Below are 20,094 nucleotides of genomic sequence, written 5' to 3'. Positions count from 1 at the left end.
CGTGCCACCTTTGCACTGGACTGCTCTGATCGCGAAGTGATGAGCTGGGAGGCGAGTACCAATAGCCAGACCGGAAATACCGTGCGTGATGTCATGCTCGCCGCCGTAGAAAGTCGATTCGGCAACGACTTACCTGAACGACCAGTCGAATGGCTCACCGACAACGGAGCACCGTACGTGGCCAAGTTGACCCAGTCCTTTGCCTATGACATCGGACTGATCCCGCTGACCACACCGGTATGCAGCCCGCAAAGCAACGGAATGGCCGAGAGCCTGGTGAAGACAATCAAGCGTGATTACATCGCCTTCATGAGCAAACCCGATGCGCCCACCGCCATTGCCTCCCTGGCCAAGGCATTCGAGCATTACAACGAACACCACCCACACAGCGCCTTGAACTACCGATCCCCAAGGGAATTTCGGCGGCGCAAACAGGCAGCAAAATTAGCGTGAGTCCCTGTACTCAGATGCGGGGAGCAGACCAGAAATAAAGAGTCGCCGCTTATATGTAGTAAAGTTACGGATATACGACACTGCGAATGATAATGTTTATCATTTATAGAGTGCCGATTTATTGCGGACAAATACCTCGAAAGTACTATTCGACCAAAGCCGAAGTGCCGCCACACTAAGCATCCAGAGCCGCGCCAACAGGGCGCTACGGGAAATGCAAAAGCCTTTTGCCCGAAATAGAAGCATCTGTTTGTGTTGGAAAAATTTACTTGCTGAAGGCTTTGGGCATAAAATTGGAAAGATGACCTGAACCCTTAGCTCACTATCCTTGAGTTGTCGGGTTCGCAGTAGTCGGGCCTTGCGCCCTGAACCCAAGACATTCGTTATTTGTAGGAAGGAGTATCGGCATGCCCAATCCAGCTGAACTTGCAGCTCAACACTGGGCACTCGCCGCCTTCCTTTTAGGAGTGGTGGGCCTGCTCGCCTTCATGCTAGGGGTTTCCAGCCTGCTTGGCAGTAAGGCATTTGGTCGCAGCAAGAACGAACCGTTCGAATCGGGGATCGTTCCTACCGGCAGCGCCCGCCTGCGCCTGTCGGCAAAATTCTATCTGGTCGCGATGCTCTTCGTGATCTTCGACGTCGAAGCCCTCTTCCTCTTCGCCTGGTCCGTGTCCGTCCGTGAAAGCGGTTGGGCCGGTCTGATCGAGGCAACCATTTTCATAGCAATTCTGTTGGCAGGTCTTGTCTACCTGTGGCGTATCGGCGCGCTCGATTGGGCGCCGGCGGCACGTCGCGCACGGCAGGCGAAGCTAAAACAATGAGGCTTTGGCGATGCAATACAAACTTACCCGGATCGATCCGGATGCGCCCAATGATCAATACCCGATCGGCGAACGCGAAACGGTAGAAGACCCGCTCATCGAAGGGCAGGTCCACAAGAACATCTTCATGGGCAAGCTCGAGGATGTTCTCAACGGTGCGGTGAACTGGGGTCGCAAGAACTCCCTGTGGCCGTACAACTTCGGGCTGTCCTGCTGCTACGTGGAGATGACCACGGCGTTTACCGCGCCGCACGACATCGCCCGTTTCGGCGCCGAAGTGATCCGTGCATCGCCGCGCCAGGCTGACTTCATGGTCATCGCCGGCACCTGCTTCATCAAGATGGCTCCGGTCATCCAGCGCCTGTACGAGCAGATGCTGGAACCCAAGTGGGTGATCTCGATGGGGTCGTGCGCCAACTCCGGCGGCATGTACGACATCTACTCGGTCGTTCAGGGGGTCGACAAGTTCCTCCCCGTGGACGTGTACATCCCCGGCTGCCCGCCCCGTCCGGAGGCGTTCCTGCAAGGCCTGATGCTGCTGCAGGAATCCATCGGCCAGGAGCGTCGTCCGTTGTCCTGGGTTGTAGGCGATCAAGGCGTCTATCGCGCCGACATGCCTGCCCAGAAGGATCTCAAGCGCGAACAGCGCATTGCGGTCACCAACCTGCGCAGCCCCGACGAAGTGTGATCCGGCCCTCCACGAGAGGCCCGTTTTCACTCCACCGTTGACCGAGTGACTTAAAGACTATGAATGCAGACTCCGCTCTGTACATCCCGCCTTACAAGGCAGACGACCAAGATATCGTCGTCGAACTGAATTCCCGCTTTGGCGCCGAGACCTTCACCGTCCAGGCCACCCGCACCGGCATGCCGGTGCTCTGGGTTGCCCGTGAGCGCCTGATCGACGTCCTCACCTTCCTGCGCAATGTGCCCAAGCCGTACGTCATGCTCTATGACCTGCACGGTGTCGACGAGCGCCTGCGCACCCACCGTCGCGGCCTGCCGGGCGCCGACTTCAGCGTGTTCTACCACCTGATGTCGCTCGAGCGTAATAGTGACGTGATGATCAAAGTGGCCTTGTCCGAGGGCGACCTCAACCTGCCCACCGCCACCCGTATCTGGCCGAACGCCAACTGGTACGAGCGTGAAGTCTGGGACATGTACGGGATCACCTTCACCGGTCACCCGCACCTGACCCGCATGCTGATGCCGCCGACCTGGGAAGGTCACCCGCTGCGCAAGGACTACCCGGCGCGCGCCACCGAGTTCGACCCTTACGCACTGTCCGCCGCCAAGCAGGATCTGGAGCAGGAAGCCCTGCGCTTCAAGCCCGAAGACTGGGGCATGAAGCGCCACGGCGAGAACGAGGACTTCATGTTCCTCAACCTCGGCCCGAACCACCCGTCCGCCCACGGTGCGTTCCGCATCATCCTGCAGCTGGACGGTGAAGAGATCCTCGATTGCGTTCCGGAGATCGGCTACCACCACCGTGGCGCCGAGAAGATGGCCGAGCGTCAGTCCTGGCACAGCTTCATCCCCTACACCGACCGCATCGACTACCTCGGCGGCGTGATGAACAACCTGCCGTACGTGCTCTCGGTCGAGAAGCTCGCCGGCATCAAGGTGCCGCAGCGCGTCGACGTCATCCGCATCATGATGTCGGAGTTCTTCCGCATCCTGAACCACCTCCTCTACCTGGGTACCTACATCCAGGACGTGGGCGCGATGACCCCGGTGTTCTTCACCTTCACCGACCGCCAGCGCGCCTACAAGGTCGTCGAAGCCATCACCGGCTTCCGCCTGCACCCGGCCTGGTACCGCATCGGCGGCGTCGCCCACGACCTGCCGCGCGGCTGGGACAAGCTGGTCCGCGAATTCCTCGACTGGATGCCCAAGCGCCTGGACGAGTACGAAACCGCCGCCCTGAAGAACAGCATCCTGCGTGGTCGTACCATCGGCGTTGCCGCGTACAACACCAAGGAAGCGCTGGAATGGGGCACCACCGGTGCCGGCCTGCGCGCCACCGGCTGTGATTTCGACCTGCGTAAAGCCCGCCCGTACTCCGGCTACGAGAACTTCGAGTTCGAAGTGCCGCTGGCGGCCAACGGCGACGCCTACGACCGCTGCATGGTCAAGATGGGCGAGATGCGCCAGAGCCTGCGCATCATCGAGCAGTGCCTGAAGAACATGCCCGAAGGCCCGTACAAGGCGGACCACCCGCTGACCACTCCGCCGCCCAAAGAGCGCACGCTGCAGCACATCGAAACCCTGATCACCCACTTCCTGCAGGTTTCCTGGGGCCCGGTCATGCCGGCCAACGAAGCCTTCCAGATGGTGGAAGCGACCAAGGGCATCAACAGCTACTACCTGACGAGCGATGGCAGCACCATGAGCTACCGGACCCGCATCCGGACGCCCAGCTTCCCGCACCTGCAGCAGATTCCGTCGGTGATCAACGGCAGCATGATCGCTGACCTGATCGCCTATCTGGGCAGTATCGACTTCGTTATGGCCGACGTGGACCGCTGATCATGAGTACCCTTATCCAGACTGATCGTTTCGAACTCAGCGAAACCGAGCGCTCGGCCATCGAGCACGAAATGCATCACTACGAGGACTCCCGTGCGGCGTCCATCGAAGCCCTGAAGATCGTCCAGAAGCAGCGCGGCTGGGTGCCGGACGGCGCCATTCCGGCCATCGCCGACATCCTCGGCATTCCGGACAGCGACGTCGAAGGGGTTGCTACCTTCTATAGCCAGATCTTCCGCCAGCCGGTCGGCCGCCACATCATCCGCGTCTGCGACAGCATGGTCTGCTACATCGGCGGCCACGAGTCGGTGGTCGGCGAGATCCAGAAGCAGCTGGGCATCGGCCTCGGCCAGACCACCGCCGACGGCCGCTTCACCCTGCTGCCGGTGTGCTGCCTGGGCAACTGCGACAAGGCCCCGGCGATGATGATCGACGACGACACCTTCGGCGACCTGCGCGCCGATGGCGTCGCCAAACTGCTGGAGGCCTACGCATGAGTCGCCTCACCTCCTACGGCACGCCCAACCGCACCGCGCGCGCGGCCGAAACCCATCCGCTGACCTGGCGCCTGCGTGACGACGGCGCCCCGGTCTGGCTGGAGGAGTACCAGTCGAAGAACGGCTATGCCGCCGCGCGCAAGGCGCTGGCTGAAATGGCCACCGACGACATCGTCCAGACCGTCAAGGACTCCGGCCTCAAGGGCCGCGGCGGTGCGGGCTTCCCCACCGGCGTGAAGTGGGGGCTGATGCCCAAGGACGAATCCCTCAACATCCGCTACCTGCTGTGCAACGCGGACGAGATGGAGCCCAACACCTGGAAGGACCGCATGCTCATGGAGCAGCTGCCGCACCTGCTGGTGGAAGGCATGCTGATCTCCGCGCGCGCCCTCAAGGCCTACCGCGGCTACATCTTCCTGCGCGGCGAGTATGTCGACGCGGCCCGCAACCTGAACCGTGCCATCGAGGAAGCCAAGGCCGCAGGCCTGCTGGGCAAGAACATCCTCGGCAGCGGCTTCGATTTCGAGCTGTTCGTCCACACCGGCGCCGGCCGCTACATCTGTGGTGAAGAAACCGCGCTGATCAACTCGCTGGAAGGCCGCCGCGCCAACCCGCGCTCCAAGCCGCCCTTCCCCGCTGCCGTCGGCGTCTGGGGCAAGCCGACCTGCGTGAACAACGTCGAGACCCTGTGCAACGTGCCGGCGATCGTCGAGCACGGCGTCGACTGGTACAAGGGCCTCGCCCGTCCGGGCAGCGAAGACATGGGCACCAAGCTCATGGGCTTCTCCGGCAAGGTGAAGAACCCCGGTATCTGGGAACTGCCCTTCGGCCTGCCGGCCCGCGAGCTGTTCGAGGACTACGCCGGCGGCATGCGCGATGGCTACAAGCTCAAGGCCTGGCAGCCGGGCGGCGCCGGTACCGGCTTCCTCCTTCCGGAGCACCTGGACGCGCTGTTCTACGCCGGCGGCGTCGCCAAGGTCGGCACCCGTATGGGTACCGGTCTGGCCATGGCGGTGGATGACAGCGTCAACATGGTTTCCCTGCTGCGCAACATGGAAGAGTTCTTCGCCCGCGAATCCTGCGGCTGGTGCACCCCGTGCCGCGACGGCCTGCCGTGGAGCGTCAAGGTCCTGCGCGCGCTGGAGAAAGGCGAAGGCGCCCAGGGCGACCTGGAAACCCTCGAGCAGCTGGTCAACTTCCTCGGCCCAGGCAAGACTTTCTGTGCCCACGCACCGGGTGCCGTCGAGCCGCTGGGCAGCGCACTGAAGTATTTCCGTCCCGAGTTCGAAGCGGGCATTTCCCGCCAGGCTCAGGCCGTACAAGCACCGCAGACCGTCGGCGCTTGATGCTTTGATCGCCGGGCGGCAGCCGCCCGGCGTTGTTTCGTTGTAGTGCCGCGGCGTGCCGCCGGCCCGATGAAACCGTGATTTCTATTAGCCACGCCCGCTGACAACGGGCCAACGAAGACTTAGACCCATGGCCACGATCCACGTAGACGGCAAGACGTTAGAAGTCGACGGAGCGGACAACCTGTTGCAGGCCTGCCTCTCCCTCGGTCTCGACATCCCCTACTTCTGCTGGCACCCGGCGCTCGGTAGCGTCGGCGCCTGCCGCCAGTGCGCGGTCAAGCAGTACACCGACGAGAACGACACCCGCGGTCGTATCGTCATGTCCTGCATGACTCCCGCCACCGACAACACCTGGATTTCCATCGAAGACGAAGAGTCCAAGGCCTTCCGTGCCAGCGTCGTCGAATGGCTGATGACCAACCACCCGCACGACTGCCCGGTCTGCGAGGAAGGCGGTCACTGCCACCTGCAGGACATGACGGTGATGACCGGCCACAACCAGCGCCGGTACCGCTTCACCAAGCGCACCCACCAGAACCAGCAGCTCGGCCCGTTCATCTCCCACGAGATGAACCGCTGCATCGCCTGCTACCGCTGCGTCCGCTACTACAAGGACTACGCCGGGGGCACCGACCTGGGTGTCTACGGCGCGCATGACAACGTCTACTTCGGCCGTATCGAGGACGGTGTGCTGGAGAGCGAATTCTCCGGCAACCTGACCGAGGTCTGCCCGACCGGCGTGTTCACCGACAAGACCCACTCCGAGCGCTACAACCGCAAGTGGGACATGCAGTTCGCCCCGAGCATCTGCCATGGCTGCTCCAGCGGCTGCAACATCAGCCCCGGCGAGCGTTACGGTGAAATCCGCCGCATCGAGAACCGCTACAACGGCTCGGTGAACCACTACTTCCTGTGCGACCGCGGCCGCTTCGGCTACGGCTACGTCAACCGCGAAGACCGCCCGCGCCAGCCGCAGCTGATGCTGAGCAAGCAGAAGCTCTCGCTGGACGGCGCCCTCGACCAGACCGCCGCCCTGCTCAAGGGCCGCAAGGTCATCGGCATCGGTTCGCCGCGCGCCAGCCTGGAAAGCAACTATGCCCTGTCCGCACTGGTCGGCGCGCAGAACTTCTACAGCGGCATCTCCGCTGACGAACTGCAACGCCTGCAGCTGGTGCTGAAAGTCATGCAGGACGGCCCGCTGCCGGTGCCGACCATCCGTGACATCGAAGACCACGACGCGGTATTCGTGCTCGGCGAAGACCTGACCCAGACCGCTGCCCGTATCGCCCTGGCCCTGCGCCAGTCGGTGAAGGGCAAGGGCGAGGACATGGCCGCCGCGATGAAGATCCAGCCGTGGCTCGACGCCGCGGTGAAGACCATCGCCCAGCACGAGATGAACCCGCTGTTCATCGCCAGCCTGGATGCCACCCGCCTGGACGACGTCGCCGCCGAGTGCGTGCACGCCGCCACCGAAGACCTGGCCCGCCTGGGCTTCGCCGTGGCCCACGCCATCGATTCGAGTGCTCCGGCAGTAGCCGGCCTCGACGCCGAAGCCGCCGCCCTGGCTCAGCGCATCGCCGATGCCCTGGTCGCCGCCAAGCGTCCGCTGGTGATCTCCGGCACCTCGCTGGGCAGCAATGCCCTGATCGAGGCCGCGGCCAACATTGCCAGCGCGCTGAAGAACCGCGAGAAGAATGGCTCCCTGAGCCTGGTCGTGCCGGAAGCCAACAGCCTGGGTCTGGCTCTCTTCGGTGGTGACTCCGTAGAAGCCGCTCTCGAGCAGCTGACCTCCGGCGCCGCCGATGCCGTGGTGATCCTGGAGAACGACCTGTACCGCCGTGCCGACGCCGCTGCTGTCGACGCTGCCCTGGCCGCCGCGAAGATCGTCGTCGTCGCCGATCACCAGCAGACCGCCACCAGCGCCAAGGCCACCGTCCTGCTACCGGCCGCCAGCTTCGCCGAAGGCGATGGCACCCTGGTCAGCCAGGAAGGCCGCGCCCAGCGCTTCTTCCAGGTCTACGATCCGACCTACTACAACGCCGACAACCTGGTCCGCGAAGGCTGGCGCTGGCTGCACGCCCTGCACAGCACCCTCGAGGGCAAGCGTGTCGACTGGACCCAGCTGGACCACGTGATCGACGCTGTCATCGCCGCCAAGCCGCAACTGGCTGGCATCCGCGAAGCCGCGCCGAACGCTGCGTTCCGCATCAAGGGTCTGAAGCTGGCGCGCGAGCCGCACCGCTACTCCGGGCGTACCGCCATGCGCGCCAACATCAACGTCAGCGAGCCGCGTCAGCCGCAGGACATCGACTCCGCTTTCGCCTTCTCCATGGAAGGCTACGCCGGCAGCGCCGAACCGCGTCAGCAGATTCCATTCGCCTGGTCGCCGGGCTGGAACTCGCCGCAGGCCTGGAACAAGTTCCAGGACGAAGTCGGTGGTCACCTGCGTGCCGGCGATCCGGGCGTACGCCTGATCGAGGCCAAGGGCGAGGCCCTGTGGTTCAGCGAGATTCCCGCGCCGTTCCACACCGCCGCCAGCCAGTTCAAGGTGGTGCCCTTCTATCACCTGTTCGGCAGCGAGGAGAACTCCTCGAAAGCCGCCCCGGTGCAGGAGCGCATCCCGCAGACCTACGTCACCCTGGCGAAATCCGAGGCTGACCGTCTGGGCGTCAACGAAGGCGCGCTGATCCGCCTGACCGTCAAGGGCCAGGAACTGCGCCTGCCGCTGCGCGTGAGCGAAGAGCTCGGTGCCGGTCTGGTCGCCCTGCCGATCGGTCTGCAAGGCATTCCCGCCGGGGTCATCGGCGCTGTCGCTGAAGGCCTGCAGGAGGCTGCCCAATGAGCCTGATGAGCATGAGCTGGCTGACACCCGCCGTCGTCGACATCATCATCGAGGTCATCAAGGCCATCGTCATCCTGCTCGCCGTGGTCGTCTGCGGCGCGCTGCTCAGCTGGGTCGAGCGTCGTCTGCTCGGCCTCTGGCAGGACCGCTACGGTCCGAACCGGGTCGGCCCCTTCGGTGCCTTCCAGCTCGGCGCCGACATGCTGAAGATGTTCTTCAAGGAAGACTGGACCCCGCCGTTCGCCGACAAGATGATCTTCACCCTCGCCCCCATGATCGCCATGGGTGCGCTGCTGGTGGCCTTCGCGGTCATCCCGATCACCCCGACCTGGGGTGTGGCGGACCTGAACATCGGCATCCTGTTCTTCTTCGCCATGGCCGGCCTGACCGTGTACGCGGTGCTGTTCGCCGGCTGGTCGAGCAACAACAAGTTCGCCCTGCTCGGCAGCCTGCGTGCCTCGGCCCAGACCATCTCCTACGAGGTGTTCCTGGCCCTGTCGCTGATGGGTATCGTGGCCCAGGTCGGTTCGTTCAGCCTGCGCGACATCGTCGATTACCAGGCCGAACACATGTGGTTCATCATTCCGCAGTTCTTCGGCTTCATGACCTTCTTCGTCGCCGGCGTCGCCGTGACTCACCGTCACCCGTTCGACCAGCCCGAAGCCGAGCAGGAACTGGCCGACGGTTACCACATCGAGTACGCCGGCATGAAATGGGGCATGTTCTTCGTCGGCGAGTACATCGGCATCGTGCTGGTGTCCGCGCTGTTGGCGACCCTGTTCTTCGGCGGCTGGCACGGTCCCTTCGGCATCCTGCCGCAGATTCCGTTCATCTGGTTCGCCCTGAAAACCGGCTTCTTCATCATGATGTTCATTTTGCTGCGGGCCTCCATCCCACGCCCGCGCTATGACCAGGTGATGGCCTTCAGCTGGAAGTTCTGCCTCCCGCTGACCCTGATCAACCTGCTGGTGACCGGCGCTGTCGTGCTGGCCAGCCAGTAAGGAGTAGGACCATGATCAAGTACATTTTCGACGTGGTGCACGGCACCTACACCCAGCTGCGCAGCCTGGTGATGATCTTCGGTCACGCCTTCCGCAAGCGTGACACCCTGCAGTACCCGGAAGAGCCCGTGTACCTGCCGCCGCGCTACCGTGGCCGCATCGTGCTGACCCGCGATCCCGACGGCGAGGAGCGCTGCGTTGCGTGCAACCTGTGCGCCGTGGCCTGCCCGGTCGGCTGCATCTCCCTGCAGAAGGCCGAGACCGACGACGGTCGCTGGTACCCCGAGTTCTTCCGCATCAACTTCTCCCGCTGCATCTTCTGCGGCCTGTGCGAAGAAGCCTGCCCGACCACCGCGATCCAGCTGACCCCGGATTTCGAGATGGGCGAGTTCAAGCGCCAGGACCTGGTCTACGAGAAGGAAGACCTGCTGATCTCCGGCCCCGGCAAGAACCCGGACTACAACTTCTACCGCGTTGCCGGCATGGCCATCGCCGGCAAGCCGAAAGGCGCCGCGCAGAACGAGGCCGAACCGATCAACGTCAAGAGCCTGCTGCCGTAAGGAGACGTCGCGTGGAATTCGCTTTCTACTTCGCCGCCGGCGTCGCCGTGCTGGCAACCTTCCGGGTCATCACCAACAGCAATCCGGTGCATGCCCTGCTCTACCTCATCATTTCGCTGCTCGCTGTATCGATGACCTTCTTCAGCCTCGGCGCCCCGTTCGCCGGCGCCCTGGAAATCATCGTCTACGCCGGCGCGATCATGGTGCTGTTCGTGTTCGTGGTGATGATGCTCAACCTCGGCCCGGCAATTGCCGAGCAGGAACGCAAGTGGCTCAAGCCCGGCGTCTGGATCGGTCCCGGCGCCCTGGCGGCCGTGCTGCTGGTCGAGCTGCTGTGGATGCTCTCGCGCACCCCGAGCGGGGTTGGCATCGGTCACACTACCGTGGACGCCAAGGCCGTGGGCATCAGCCTGTTCGGCCCGTACCTGCTGGTCGTCGAACTGGCCTCGATGCTGCTGCTGGCGGCTCTGGTCGCCGCCTACCACCTCGGCCGCCACGAAGCGAAGGACTAACACCATGAATGCAATCCCTCTCGAACACGGACTGGCGCTTGCCGGTGTGCTGTTCTGCTTCGGCCTGGTGGGCCTGATGGTACGACGCAACATCCTGTTCGTACTGATGAGCCTGGAAGTGATGATGAACGCCGCCGCTCTGGCCTTCGTGGTCGGTGGCGCCCGCTGGGGCCAGCCTGACGGCCAGGTGATGTTCATCCTGGTGCTCAGCCTGGCTGCGGCCGAGGCCAGCATCGGCCTGGCGATCCTGCTCCAGCTGTATCGCCGCTTCCACACCCTGGATATCGACGCTGCCAGCGAGATGCGCGGATGAACCTGCTGCCCCTTACTTTCCTGTTCCCCCTGGTCGGCTTCCTGCTGCTCTCGTTCTCGCGCGGCAAGTGGTCGGAAAACCTCTCGGCACTGGTGGGTGTCGGCTCCGTGGGCCTCTCGGCCCTCACCGCCTTCTGGGCGATCTGGAGCTTCCACGGCAACCCGCCCGCAGGTGGCGCCTACAGCCTGGTGCTGTGGCAATGGATGAGCGTTGGCGACTTCCAGACCAACTTCACCCTGTACCTGGACGGCCTGTCGGTCACCATGCTCGGCGTGGTCACCGGCGTCGGCTTCCTGATCCACCTGTTCGCCTCCTGGTACATGCGCGGCGAAACCGGTTACTCGCGTTTCTTCGCGTACACCAACCTGTTCATCGCCAGCATGCTGTTCCTGGTGCTGGGCGATAACCTGCTGTTCATGTACTTCGGCTGGGAAGGCGTGGGCCTCTGCTCCTACCTGCTGATCGGTTTCTATTACAACCACGTACCCAACGGCAACGCAGCGCTGAAGGCCTTCATCGTCACCCGCGTGGGCGACGTGTTCTTCGCCATCGGCATGTTCATCCTGTTCCAGCACCTGGGCACGCTGAACATCCAGGAGCTGCTGGTGCTGGCTCCGCAGCACTTCGCCAAGGGCGACCTGTGGATCAACCTGGCGACCCTGATGCTGCTCGGCGGCGCCGTCGGCAAGTCCGCGCAGCTGCCGCTGCAGACCTGGCTGGCCGACGCGATGGCCGGCCCGACGCCGGTCTCCGCGCTGATCCACGCCGCCACCATGGTGACCGCGGGCGTCTACCTGATCGCCCGTTGCCACGGCCTGTTCGAGCTGGCTCCGAACGTCCTCGAGCTGGTCGGCATCATCGGCGCCGTGACCCTGGTGCTGGCCGGCTTCGCCGCCCTGGTGCAGACCGACATCAAGCGTATCCTCGCCTACTCGACCATGAGCCAGATCGGCTACATGTTCCTGGCCCTGGGCGTCGGCGCCTGGGGTGGGGCGATCTTCCACCTGATGACCCACGCCTTCTTCAAGGCCCTGCTGTTCCTGGCTTCCGGTGCGGTGATCGTCGCCTGCCACCACGAGCAGAACATCTTCAAGATGGGTGGCCTGTGGAAGAAGCTGCCACTGGCCTACGCGAGCTTCGTGGTCGGTGGTGCGGCGCTGTCCGCCCTGCCCTTCCTGACCGCCGGCTTCTACTCCAAGGACGAGATCCTCTGGGAAGCCTTTGCCAGCGGTCACCAGAACCTGCTGATCGCCGGCCTGGTCGGTGCGTTCATGACCTCGCTGTACACCTTCCGCCTGATCTTCATCGCCTTCCACGGCGAAGCGAAGACCGAGGCGCACGCCGGTCATGGCATCAGCCACTGGCTGCCGCTGGGTGTGCTGATCGTGCTCTCCACCTTCATCGGCGCGCTGATCACTCCGCCGCTGGCCGGCGTCCTGCCGGAAAGCGCCGGTCACGCCGGTGGTGAAGCCAAGCACAGCCTGGAAATCGCCTCGGGCGCCATCGCCATCGCCGGTATCCTGCTGGCGGGCCTGCTGTTCCTCGGCAAGCGCCGCTTCGTCAGCGCGGTCGCCCAGAGCGCGCCGGGTCGCTTCCTCGGCACCTGGTGGTACCACGCCTGGGGCTTCGACTGGCTGTACGACAAGCTGTTCGTGAAACCCTATCTGCTGATCTGCCGCCTGCTGGGCGCGGACCCGATCGACAAGACCCTGGTCCTGGTCCCGCTCACCGCCCGCGGTGGTCACAAACTCCTCAGCCTCACCGAGAACGGCCGCCTGCGTTGGTACGCCGCTTCCCTGGTAGGCGGCGCCGCGCTGCTCCTCGGCGCGCTGCTGCTGGCTAATTGAATTCACGAAAGAGATTGAGCCCGACATGATTCTGCCCTGGCTAATCCTGATCCCCTTCATCGGCGGCTTCCTTTGCTGGATCGCCGAGTACACCAGCAAGACCCTGCCGCGCTGGGTCGCCCTGGGATCGATGGTCCTCACCCTGGCCCTGAGCCTGTGGGTGTGGCACACCGGTGACTTCCAGCTGGCCCCGGCGCCGGGTGGCGAGCCGCAGTGGACCCTGCAGTTCCAGGTACCTTGGATCGAGCGCTTCGGCATCAGCGTGCACCTGGCAATGGACGGCCTGTCCCTGCTGATGGTCGCGCTGACCGGCCTGCTCGGCGTGCTGTCCGTCCTCTGCTCGTGGAACGAGATCCAGCGCCGCATCGGCTTCTTCCACCTGAACCTGCTGTGGATCCTGGGCGGTGTGATCGGCGTGTTCCTCGCCGTCGACCTGTTCCTGTTCTTCTTCTTCTGGGAAATGATGCTGGTGCCGATGTACTTCCTCATCGCGCTCTGGGGTCATAGCTCGGACGACGGCAAGAAGACCCGCATCTACGCCGCCACCAAGTTCTTCATCTTCACCCAGGCCAGCGGCCTGGTGATGCTGGTGGCGATCCTGGGCCTGGTGTTCGTGCACTACAACAGCACCGGCGTACTGACCTTCAACTACGCCGACCTGCTGAAGACCCAGCTGCCGCCGCACACCGAATGGCTGCTGATGCTCGGCTTCTTCGTCGCCTTCGCGGTGAAGATGCCGGTGGTGCCGGTGCACTCCTGGCTGCCGGACGCCCACGCCCAGGCGCCGACCGCCGGTTCCGTGGACCTCGCCGGCATCCTGCTGAAGACCGCCGCCTACGGCCTGATCCGCTTCGCCCTGCCGCTGTTCCCCAACGCCTCGGCCGAGTTCGCGCCGATCGCCATGACCCTGGGTCTGATCGGCATCTTCTACGGCGCCTTCCTGTCGTTCGCGCAGACCGACATCAAGCGCCTGGTGGCCTACTCCTCCGTGTCGCACATGGGCTTCGTGATGATCGGCATCTACTCCGGCAGCCCGCAGGCGCTGCAGGGTGTGGTCGTGCAGATGATCGCCCACGGCCTCTCCGCCGCCGCGCTGTTCATCCTCTGCGGCCAGCTGTACGAGCGCCTGCACACCCGTGACATGCGCAAGATGGGCGGCCTGTGGTCGCGTATCCCGTACCTGCCGGCCGTGGCGCTGTTCTTCGCCACCGCGTCGCTGGGCCTGCCGGGTACCGGCAACTTCGTCGGCGAATTCCTGATCCTGCTGGGCAGCTTCAAGGTCGTGCCGGTGATCACCGTGATCGCCACCTTCGGCCTGGTGTTCGGCTCGGTCTACTCGCTGATCATGATCCACCGCGCCTACTTCGGCCCGGCCAAGTCCGACACCGCCATCGCCGGCCTGAACTTCCGCGAGCTCTCCATGGTGCTCGGCCTGGCGGTGCTGCTGATCGTGCTCGGCGTCTACCCGCAGCCGGTCCTCGACACCTCCGCGGCAACCATGCACGGCGTCCAGCAATGGCTGGGTGCCGCCCTCTCCACTCTGGCAGCACGGTAAGCGCGAAATGACCTTCACGATTCAACACTTCATCGCGCTCCTGCCACTGCTCATCACCAGCGCCACCCTGGTGGTGGTGATGCTCGCGGTAGCCTGGAAGCGTAACCACTCGATGGCCGCCACCCTCTCGGTGATCGGTCTGAACCTGGCCCTGCTGTCGATCTTCCCGGTGCTGAAAGTCACCCCGATCGAAGTCACCCCGCTGCTGGTGGTCGACAACTTCGCCTGCTTCTACATGGCCCTGATCCTGATCGGCGCCCTGGCCTGCACCACCCTCGCCCACGCCTACATGGAAAGCTTCCCGGGCAACCGCGAGGAACTCTACTTGCTCCTGCTGCTGTCCACCGCGGGCGGCCTGGTGCTGGTCAGTGCGCAGAACCTGGCCGGCCTGTTCATCGGCCTGGAACTGCTGTCGGTGCCGGTCTACGGCATGGTCGCCTACGCCTTCTTCAACAAGCGCACCCTGGAAGCGGGCATCAAGTACACCGTACTGTCCGCCGCCGGCTCCGCGTTCCTGCTGTTCGGCATGGCCCTGCTCTACGCCGAATCCGGCAGCCTGGGCTTCTCGGCTATCGGCGCTTCCCTGGCCGAAGGCACCAGCCATGGTCCGCTGCTGTCCATCGGCGTCGGCATGATGGTCGTTGGCCTGGGCTTCAAGCTGTCCCTGGCGCCGTTCCACCTGTGGACCCCGGACGTCTACGAAGGCGCCCCGGCACCGGTCGCCACCTTCCTGGCCACCACTGCCAAGGTCGCCGTGTTCGCCGTGCTGCTGCGCCTGTTCCAGATCGCTCCGGCGGCCCTGAACAACGGCCTGCTGCATGACGCCATCGCGGTCATCGCCATCGCCTCGATCCTGATCGGCAACCTGCTGGCACTGACCCAGAGCAACATCAAGCGCCTGCTGGGCTACTCGTCCATCGCCCACTTCGGCTACCTGCTGATCGCCCTGGTGGCGAGCAAGGGCCTGGCCGTGGAAGCAGTCGGCGTGTACCTGACCACCTACGTGGTCACCACCCTGGGCGCCTTCGGCGTGGTCACCCTGATGTCCACTCCGTACAGCGGCCGCGACGCCGACGCGCTGTTCGAGTACCGCGGCCTGTTCTGGCGCCGTCCGGTGCTGACCGCGGTGATGACCGTGATGATGCTGTCCCTGGCCGGCATCCCGCTGACCGCCGGCTTCATCGGCAAGTTCTACATCGTCGCCACCGGCGTCGAGTCGCAACACTGGTGGCTGGTCGGCTCGCTGGTATTGGGCAGCGCCATCGGCCTGTTCTACTACCTGCGTGTCATGGTCACCATGTACCTGGTCGAGCCGAACATGAAACGCCACGACGCGCCCCTGGACTGGGCCCAGCGCGCCGGCGGCATCATGCTGGTAGCCATCGCCCTGCTCGCCTTCTTCCTCGGCGTCTACCCGCAACCGCTGCTGGACATCCTCCAGCACAGCGGCCTGGTAGCCATCGCTGGCTAAGGTCGACAGGCAATAAAAAACCCCGCTTCGGCGGGGTTTTTTATTGGGTCAGGATTCAGCTTGCGTAGGGCGCATAACGCGCCAGCGTTATCCGCCACATTGCCAACGGCGGATAACCTGTTCCAGGTTATTCGCCCTACTCTGCTCTCGTAGGATGGCGTGGAGCGAAGCGATACCCATCACGGCCCGGCACCATCAGCATGGGTATCGCTGCGCTCCACGCCATCCTACAAAAGCTACAAGAGTCCTCCCTACTCCGCCGGCTTGGGCGCTTCGCCTTCACGGCCGGTGAACAGGTCCCACGAGGCCATGAACAGCGCGGCGATCAGCGGGCCGATGACGAAGCCGTTGAGGCCGAACAGCGACATGCCGCCGAGGGTGGAGATCAGCACCACGTAGTCGGGCATCTTGGTGTCCTTGCCCACCAGCAGCGGACGCAGGATGTTGTCCACCAGGCCGATCACCACCACGCAGAACAGCGTCAGCGTCACGCCCTGCCAGATGGCGCCGGTGAGCAGGAAGTAGGCGGCTACCGGCACCCAGATCAGCCCCGCACCGATGGCCGGCAGTAGCGACAGGAAGGCCATCAGCGTGCCCCAGAGCAGCGAGCCCTGGATGCCGAGGAACCAGAAGATCAGCCCACCGAGCGCGCCCTGAGTCGCGGCGACGGCGATGTTGCCCTTCACCGTGGCGCGGATCACCGTGGTGAACTTGGTGAACAGGTGCTGCTTGTGCTCGACGCTCAGCGGCACCGCCTGCTTGATGCGCCGGCCCAGGGCCGGGCCGTCGCGCAGCAGGAAGAACAGCAGGTAGAGCATGATGCCGAAGCTGATGACGAACTCGAAGGTGTTCTGGCCGATGCTGAAGGCCTTGGTGGCCACCAGTTGGCTGGCCTGCATCGCCCCTGCCGAGAGCTTTTCCTGCAGGCTGGACAGATCGGCGAGGTCAAAGCGTTCCAGCATCTGGTGCGCCCAGCCCGGCAACGCGGCGACTGCCTGCTGGTAATAGGTGATGAAGTTCAGCTCGCCGGACTTCAGCCGCTGGTAGACGACGGCCCCCTCCTGCACCAGCGCCCCGGCGATGAAGGTCACCGGCAGGATCACGATGAGGAAGCAGACCGCCAGGGAAAGCAGCGCCGCCAGGTTGTTGCGGCCATTCAGGCGCACCCGCAGGCGACGTTGCAAGGGGGCGAAGATGATCGCCAGGATGGTGCCCCAGAAAACTGCCCCGTAGAACGGCAGCAGGATCCAGCCGAAGGCCAGTGTCACCACCAGCAGCAGGGCGAGGAACGTCCGGTATTCCAGTTTCGATTCGAACATGAGCGGGTCCATGGAGGGATTAACCTGCTCATTAGTCAGCAGTTGCGCCTTCTAGTGCAACTTTCGCTGCGCGCCTTTTGCGCAACAGGGCCTCAGAGCACCATCGCGGCCACCCAGCCGAACGCCAGCAGCGGCAGGTTGTAGTGCAGGAAGGTCGGCACCACGGTGTCCCAGATGTGGTTGTGCTGGCCGTCGACGTTCAGGCCGGAGGTCGGGCCGAGGGTGGAGTCCGAAGCCGGCGAACCCGCATCGCCCAAGGCTCCCGCAGTTCCCACGATGCTGACGATGGCGAGCGGACTGAAGCCCAGGTGCACTGCCAGCGGCACGAAGATCGCCGCGATGATCGGCACCGTGGAGAAGGACGAGCCGATGCCCATGGTCACCAGCAGGCCCACCAGCAGCATCATGAAGGCGCCCAGCGCCTTGCTGCTGCCGATCCAGCCGGCGGCGCTGTCCACCAGGCTGGCGACCTGCCCGGTGGCGGTCATCACCGCGGCGAAACCCTGGGCGGCGATCATGATGAAGCCGATCATCGCCATCATCTTCATGCCTTCGGTGAACAGGTCGTCCGCTTCCTTCCAGCGCACCACGCCGGACAGCGAGAACACCAGGAAGCCCACCAGCGCGCCGAGGATCATCGAGTCCAGCAGCAACTGCACGGCAAAGGCCGCCGCCACCGCGACGCCGGCGACCAGCAGGCTCATCCTGCTGTAGGGCGTGTCGACCCGCTCGGCCTGCTCAATGCGTTCCAGGTCGTAGTCGCGCTTGCGCCGGTAGCTGAAGAACACCGCGATCAGCAGGCCGCTGAGCATGCCCAGCGCCGGGATCGCCATGGCGTGGGTGACGTTGAGGCCCTGCACGTCAACGCCTGCGCGGGCGACGTTGGCCAGCAGGATCTGGTTGAGGAAGATGTTGCCGAAGCCCACCGGCAGGAACATGTACGGGGTGATCAGGCCGAAGGTGATGACGCAGGCGATCAGCCGGCGGTCGATCTGCAGGCGGGTCAGCACATAGAGCAGCGGCGGCACCAGCAGCGGAATGAAGGCGATGTGGATCGGCAGGATGTTCTGCGAGGAGATCGCCACCACCAGCAGCAGGCCGACCATCAGCCACTTGAAGGCGCTTGAGCCGTTCCCCTCATGCCGACCGAGCATGGCCAGGGCACGGTCGGCCAGGGCGTGCGCCATTCCGGAGCGCGCAATGGCCACGGCGAAGGCTCCCAGCATGGCGTAGGACAGCGCCACCGTCGCACCGGCGCCCAGCCCTTCGTTGAATGCCTTGAGCGTGCCGTCGATGCCCAGCCCACCGAGCAGGCCACCCGCAACGGCGCCGGCGATCAGTGCGATCACCACGTGCACGCGACACAGGCTCAGCACCAGCATCAGGCCAATGGCGATCAGCACCGCATTCATTCCTGTCACTCCTAATAAGAGGCTCCGCGCCGGGCGCGGGCAAAAGGCGCGCACTCTGCCAAACACCCGGCGGGGTGTCAAAAGCCGTGTCGAATCAAGACGTTTCCGAGGTCGCCAACGAGACTTTCACCAGGACGAGCAGGCTTTTTGCCTCGCTTTCTGCCGCCCGTCGGCCAGGCACGTCAGAATCGCCTGTTTTCTGGCGTTTCGCCCTGTTGCGGGTCAAGAAGATGCGGGAAAGGCCGATAAACCGGGCATCCCAGGGCTTAGTTCAAACAAGGATTCCCCTCCATGCTGCTGCGCCGTCTCTCCATCCAGTGGAAGATCACGTTGCTCGCCGGGCTGTGTCTGCTCGGCGTCGTCTCGCTGCTCTCCGGCCTGTCCGTCTACCGCACGCAAACCAGCACCGCGCTGGTCAAGCAATCGAGCACCGAAATGCTCGACGAGGCCGCCAAGGCGCGCCTGCAATCGCGCGGTGAAGTCCAGGCCATGCGCATCCAGCGCTACATCATGGACGCCTACCAGTACGGCAAGGGCTTCTCGCGGCAGGTGCTGTTCCTGCGCGACCAGGCGCAGAAGCGTTTCCTCGATGCCTACGACCTGCGCGAAGACCTCACCCGCCAGGTGAAGACCGCGCTGGAAGGCAACCCGGAGCTGCTCGGTCTCTACGTCGCCTTCGAACCCGACGCGCTGGACGGCAAGGACAAGCTCTTCGCCGGCCAGGGCGAGCTGGGCAGCAACGATGCCGGGCGCTTCTCGATCTACTGGTCGCAGGCCACGCCGGGCCACCTGGAGTCCGAAGCCATGGCCGAATCGCTGCTCAACGACACCAGCCCCGGCCCCAGCGGCAGCGCCTACAACGCCTGGTTCACCTGCCCCAAGACCACCGGCCAGCCCTGCGTGCTGGACCCGTATTTCGACGATGTCGGCAACAAGCGCATGCTGATGACCAGTATCGCCTTCCCGCTGCAACTGGACGGCAAGGTCATCGGTGTCATGGGCCTGGACATCAGCATGGAGAAGCTGCAGGAGATCAGTGTCCAGGGCAGTCAGGAACTCTACGACGGCCAGGGTCGAGTCAGCATCGTCAGCGCCGCCGGCCTGCTCGCCGGGCACAGCGCCGATGCCTCCAAGCTGAGCAAGAACCTCAAGGAGGTCTACCCGAACCAGGGCGCAGACCTGTTGCAGGCGATTGCCGCCAACCATGAGCAGGTGTTCCGCCAGGACGACCAGTTGCGCGTGGTCGAGCCGCTGCAACCGATCCCCGGCTCCAAGCCCTGGGGCGTGCTGCTGGAAGTGCCGCAGAAGGTCCTGCTCGGCCCGGCCATCGAACTGCAGAGCGAGCTGGACGAACAGCGCGTGCAAGGCACCGTTTCGCAGCTGGGCTTCGGCCTGGTTGCCGCGCTGATCGGTCTGTTCGCCATGTGGCTCACTGCGCGTGGCGTAACCCGGCCGATCCTCGGCGTCGCCGCCATGCTGCGCAACATCGCCAGCGGCGAGGGCGACCTGACCAGGCGCCTGGACTACGCCGGCAAGGACGAGTTGGGCGAGCTGGCTGGCTGGTTCAACCGCTTCCTCGACAAGCTGCAACCGATCATTCGCGACGTGAAATC

General features: G+C 64.3%; 16 protein-coding genes and 1 pseudogene. 15 read left to right on the top strand and 2 right to left on the bottom strand.

Annotated elements, in window-relative coordinates:
- From HNP46_RS11030 to nuoN, 14 genes are all read left to right on the top strand, one after another.
- A partial coding sequence (locus HNP46_RS11030) for an integrase core domain-containing protein (protein WP_184588721.1) occupies positions 1 to 453 on the top strand: 453 nt, incomplete at its 5' end.
- A gap of 407 nt (positions 454 to 860) precedes the next feature.
- Complete coding sequence (locus HNP46_RS11025) at positions 861 to 1,274, top strand: NADH-quinone oxidoreductase subunit A (RefSeq protein ID WP_184588719.1); 414 nt, start codon at positions 861 to 863, stop codon at positions 1,272 to 1,274.
- A gap of 10 nt (positions 1,275 to 1,284) precedes the next feature.
- A complete protein-coding gene (locus HNP46_RS11020) occupies positions 1,285 to 1,962 on the top strand; it encodes a NuoB/complex I 20 kDa subunit family protein (RefSeq protein WP_045214755.1) in 678 nt (225 codons plus the stop codon).
- A gap of 59 nt (positions 1,963 to 2,021) precedes the next feature.
- A complete protein-coding gene (gene nuoC, locus HNP46_RS11015; RefSeq protein ID WP_184588716.1) occupies positions 2,022 to 3,803 on the top strand; it encodes an NADH-quinone oxidoreductase subunit C/D in 1,782 nt (593 codons plus the stop codon).
- The gene (gene nuoE / locus HNP46_RS11010; protein WP_184588747.1) at positions 3,800 to 4,300 is read left to right on the top strand and encodes an NADH-quinone oxidoreductase subunit NuoE; all 501 of its coding nucleotides are present in this window, start codon (positions 3,800 to 3,802) and stop codon (positions 4,298 to 4,300) included. The genes nuoC and nuoE overlap by 4 nt, the downstream gene beginning before the upstream one ends.
- Positions 4,297 to 5,646, top strand: a complete 1,350-nt coding sequence (gene nuoF, locus HNP46_RS11005) for an NADH-quinone oxidoreductase subunit NuoF (protein ID WP_169938593.1) — start codon at positions 4,297 to 4,299, stop codon at positions 5,644 to 5,646. The genes nuoE and nuoF overlap by 4 nt, the downstream gene beginning before the upstream one ends.
- Before the next feature lie 130 nt (positions 5,647 to 5,776).
- Positions 5,777 to 8,491 (top strand): NADH-quinone oxidoreductase subunit NuoG, encoded by a 2,715-nt coding sequence (gene nuoG, locus HNP46_RS11000; protein WP_184588714.1) that lies wholly within the window; start codon positions 5,777 to 5,779, stop codon positions 8,489 to 8,491.
- 11 nt (positions 8,492 to 8,502) lie between these two features.
- On the top strand, positions 8,503 to 9,492 hold the full coding sequence (gene nuoH / locus HNP46_RS10995) for an NADH-quinone oxidoreductase subunit NuoH (RefSeq protein ID WP_184588745.1): 990 nt from the start codon (positions 8,503 to 8,505) through the stop codon (positions 9,490 to 9,492).
- An 11-nt stretch (positions 9,493 to 9,503) separates the two neighbouring features.
- The gene (nuoI, locus tag HNP46_RS10990) at positions 9,504 to 10,052 is read left to right on the top strand and encodes an NADH-quinone oxidoreductase subunit NuoI (protein ID WP_015477483.1); all 549 of its coding nucleotides are present in this window, start codon (positions 9,504 to 9,506) and stop codon (positions 10,050 to 10,052) included.
- 11 nt (positions 10,053 to 10,063) lie between these two features.
- The gene (gene nuoJ / locus HNP46_RS10985; RefSeq protein WP_184588712.1) at positions 10,064 to 10,564 is read left to right on the top strand and encodes an NADH-quinone oxidoreductase subunit J; all 501 of its coding nucleotides are present in this window, start codon (positions 10,064 to 10,066) and stop codon (positions 10,562 to 10,564) included.
- Between the two features lie 4 nt (positions 10,565 to 10,568).
- The gene (gene nuoK, locus HNP46_RS10980; RefSeq protein WP_017517116.1) at positions 10,569 to 10,877 is read left to right on the top strand and encodes an NADH-quinone oxidoreductase subunit NuoK; all 309 of its coding nucleotides are present in this window, start codon (positions 10,569 to 10,571) and stop codon (positions 10,875 to 10,877) included.
- Positions 10,874 to 12,724 (top strand): NADH-quinone oxidoreductase subunit L, encoded by a 1,851-nt coding sequence (gene nuoL, locus HNP46_RS10975; RefSeq protein ID WP_184588710.1) that lies wholly within the window; start codon positions 10,874 to 10,876, stop codon positions 12,722 to 12,724. The genes nuoK and nuoL overlap by 4 nt, the downstream gene beginning before the upstream one ends.
- Positions 12,725 to 12,749: 25 nt before the next feature.
- Positions 12,750 to 14,279, top strand: a complete 1,530-nt coding sequence (gene nuoM, locus HNP46_RS10970) for an NADH-quinone oxidoreductase subunit M (RefSeq protein ID WP_081520494.1) — start codon at positions 12,750 to 12,752, stop codon at positions 14,277 to 14,279.
- 7 nt (positions 14,280 to 14,286) lie between these two features.
- The gene (nuoN, locus tag HNP46_RS10965; protein WP_184588708.1) at positions 14,287 to 15,750 is read left to right on the top strand and encodes an NADH-quinone oxidoreductase subunit NuoN; all 1,464 of its coding nucleotides are present in this window, start codon (positions 14,287 to 14,289) and stop codon (positions 15,748 to 15,750) included.
- Positions 15,751 to 16,001: 251 nt separating this feature from the next.
- Here nuoN and HNP46_RS10960 read toward each other — a convergent pair whose 3' ends face one another.
- Both HNP46_RS10960 and HNP46_RS10955 read right to left on the bottom strand, forming a co-directional pair.
- Positions 16,002 to 17,069 carry an AI-2E family transporter gene (locus HNP46_RS10960; RefSeq protein ID WP_184588706.1) on the bottom strand — a complete coding sequence of 356 codons (1,068 nt, stop codon included), beginning with the start codon at positions 17,067 to 17,069 and terminating at the stop codon, positions 16,002 to 16,004.
- A gap of 92 nt (positions 17,070 to 17,161) precedes the next feature.
- Positions 17,162 to 18,481, bottom strand: a complete 1,320-nt coding sequence (locus HNP46_RS10955; RefSeq protein WP_184588704.1) for a Na+/H+ antiporter family protein — start codon at positions 18,479 to 18,481, stop codon at positions 17,162 to 17,164.
- Between the two features lie 291 nt (positions 18,482 to 18,772).
- Here HNP46_RS10955 and HNP46_RS36175 point away from each other — a divergent pair.
- Positions 18,773 to 20,011 (top strand): annotated as a pseudogene (locus tag HNP46_RS36175) (chemotaxis protein); the annotation flags it as partial.
- Positions 20,012 to 20,094: the final 83 nt, after the last annotated feature.

It is taken from the genome of Pseudomonas nitroreducens (assembly GCF_014204515.1).
In the GTDB taxonomy this organism is placed as follows: domain Bacteria; phylum Pseudomonadota; class Gammaproteobacteria; order Pseudomonadales; family Pseudomonadaceae; genus Pseudomonas; species Pseudomonas nitritireducens_A.
Note: the sequence above shows the minus strand (reverse complement) of the source record. Positions and strands in the feature narration are given on the sequence as shown.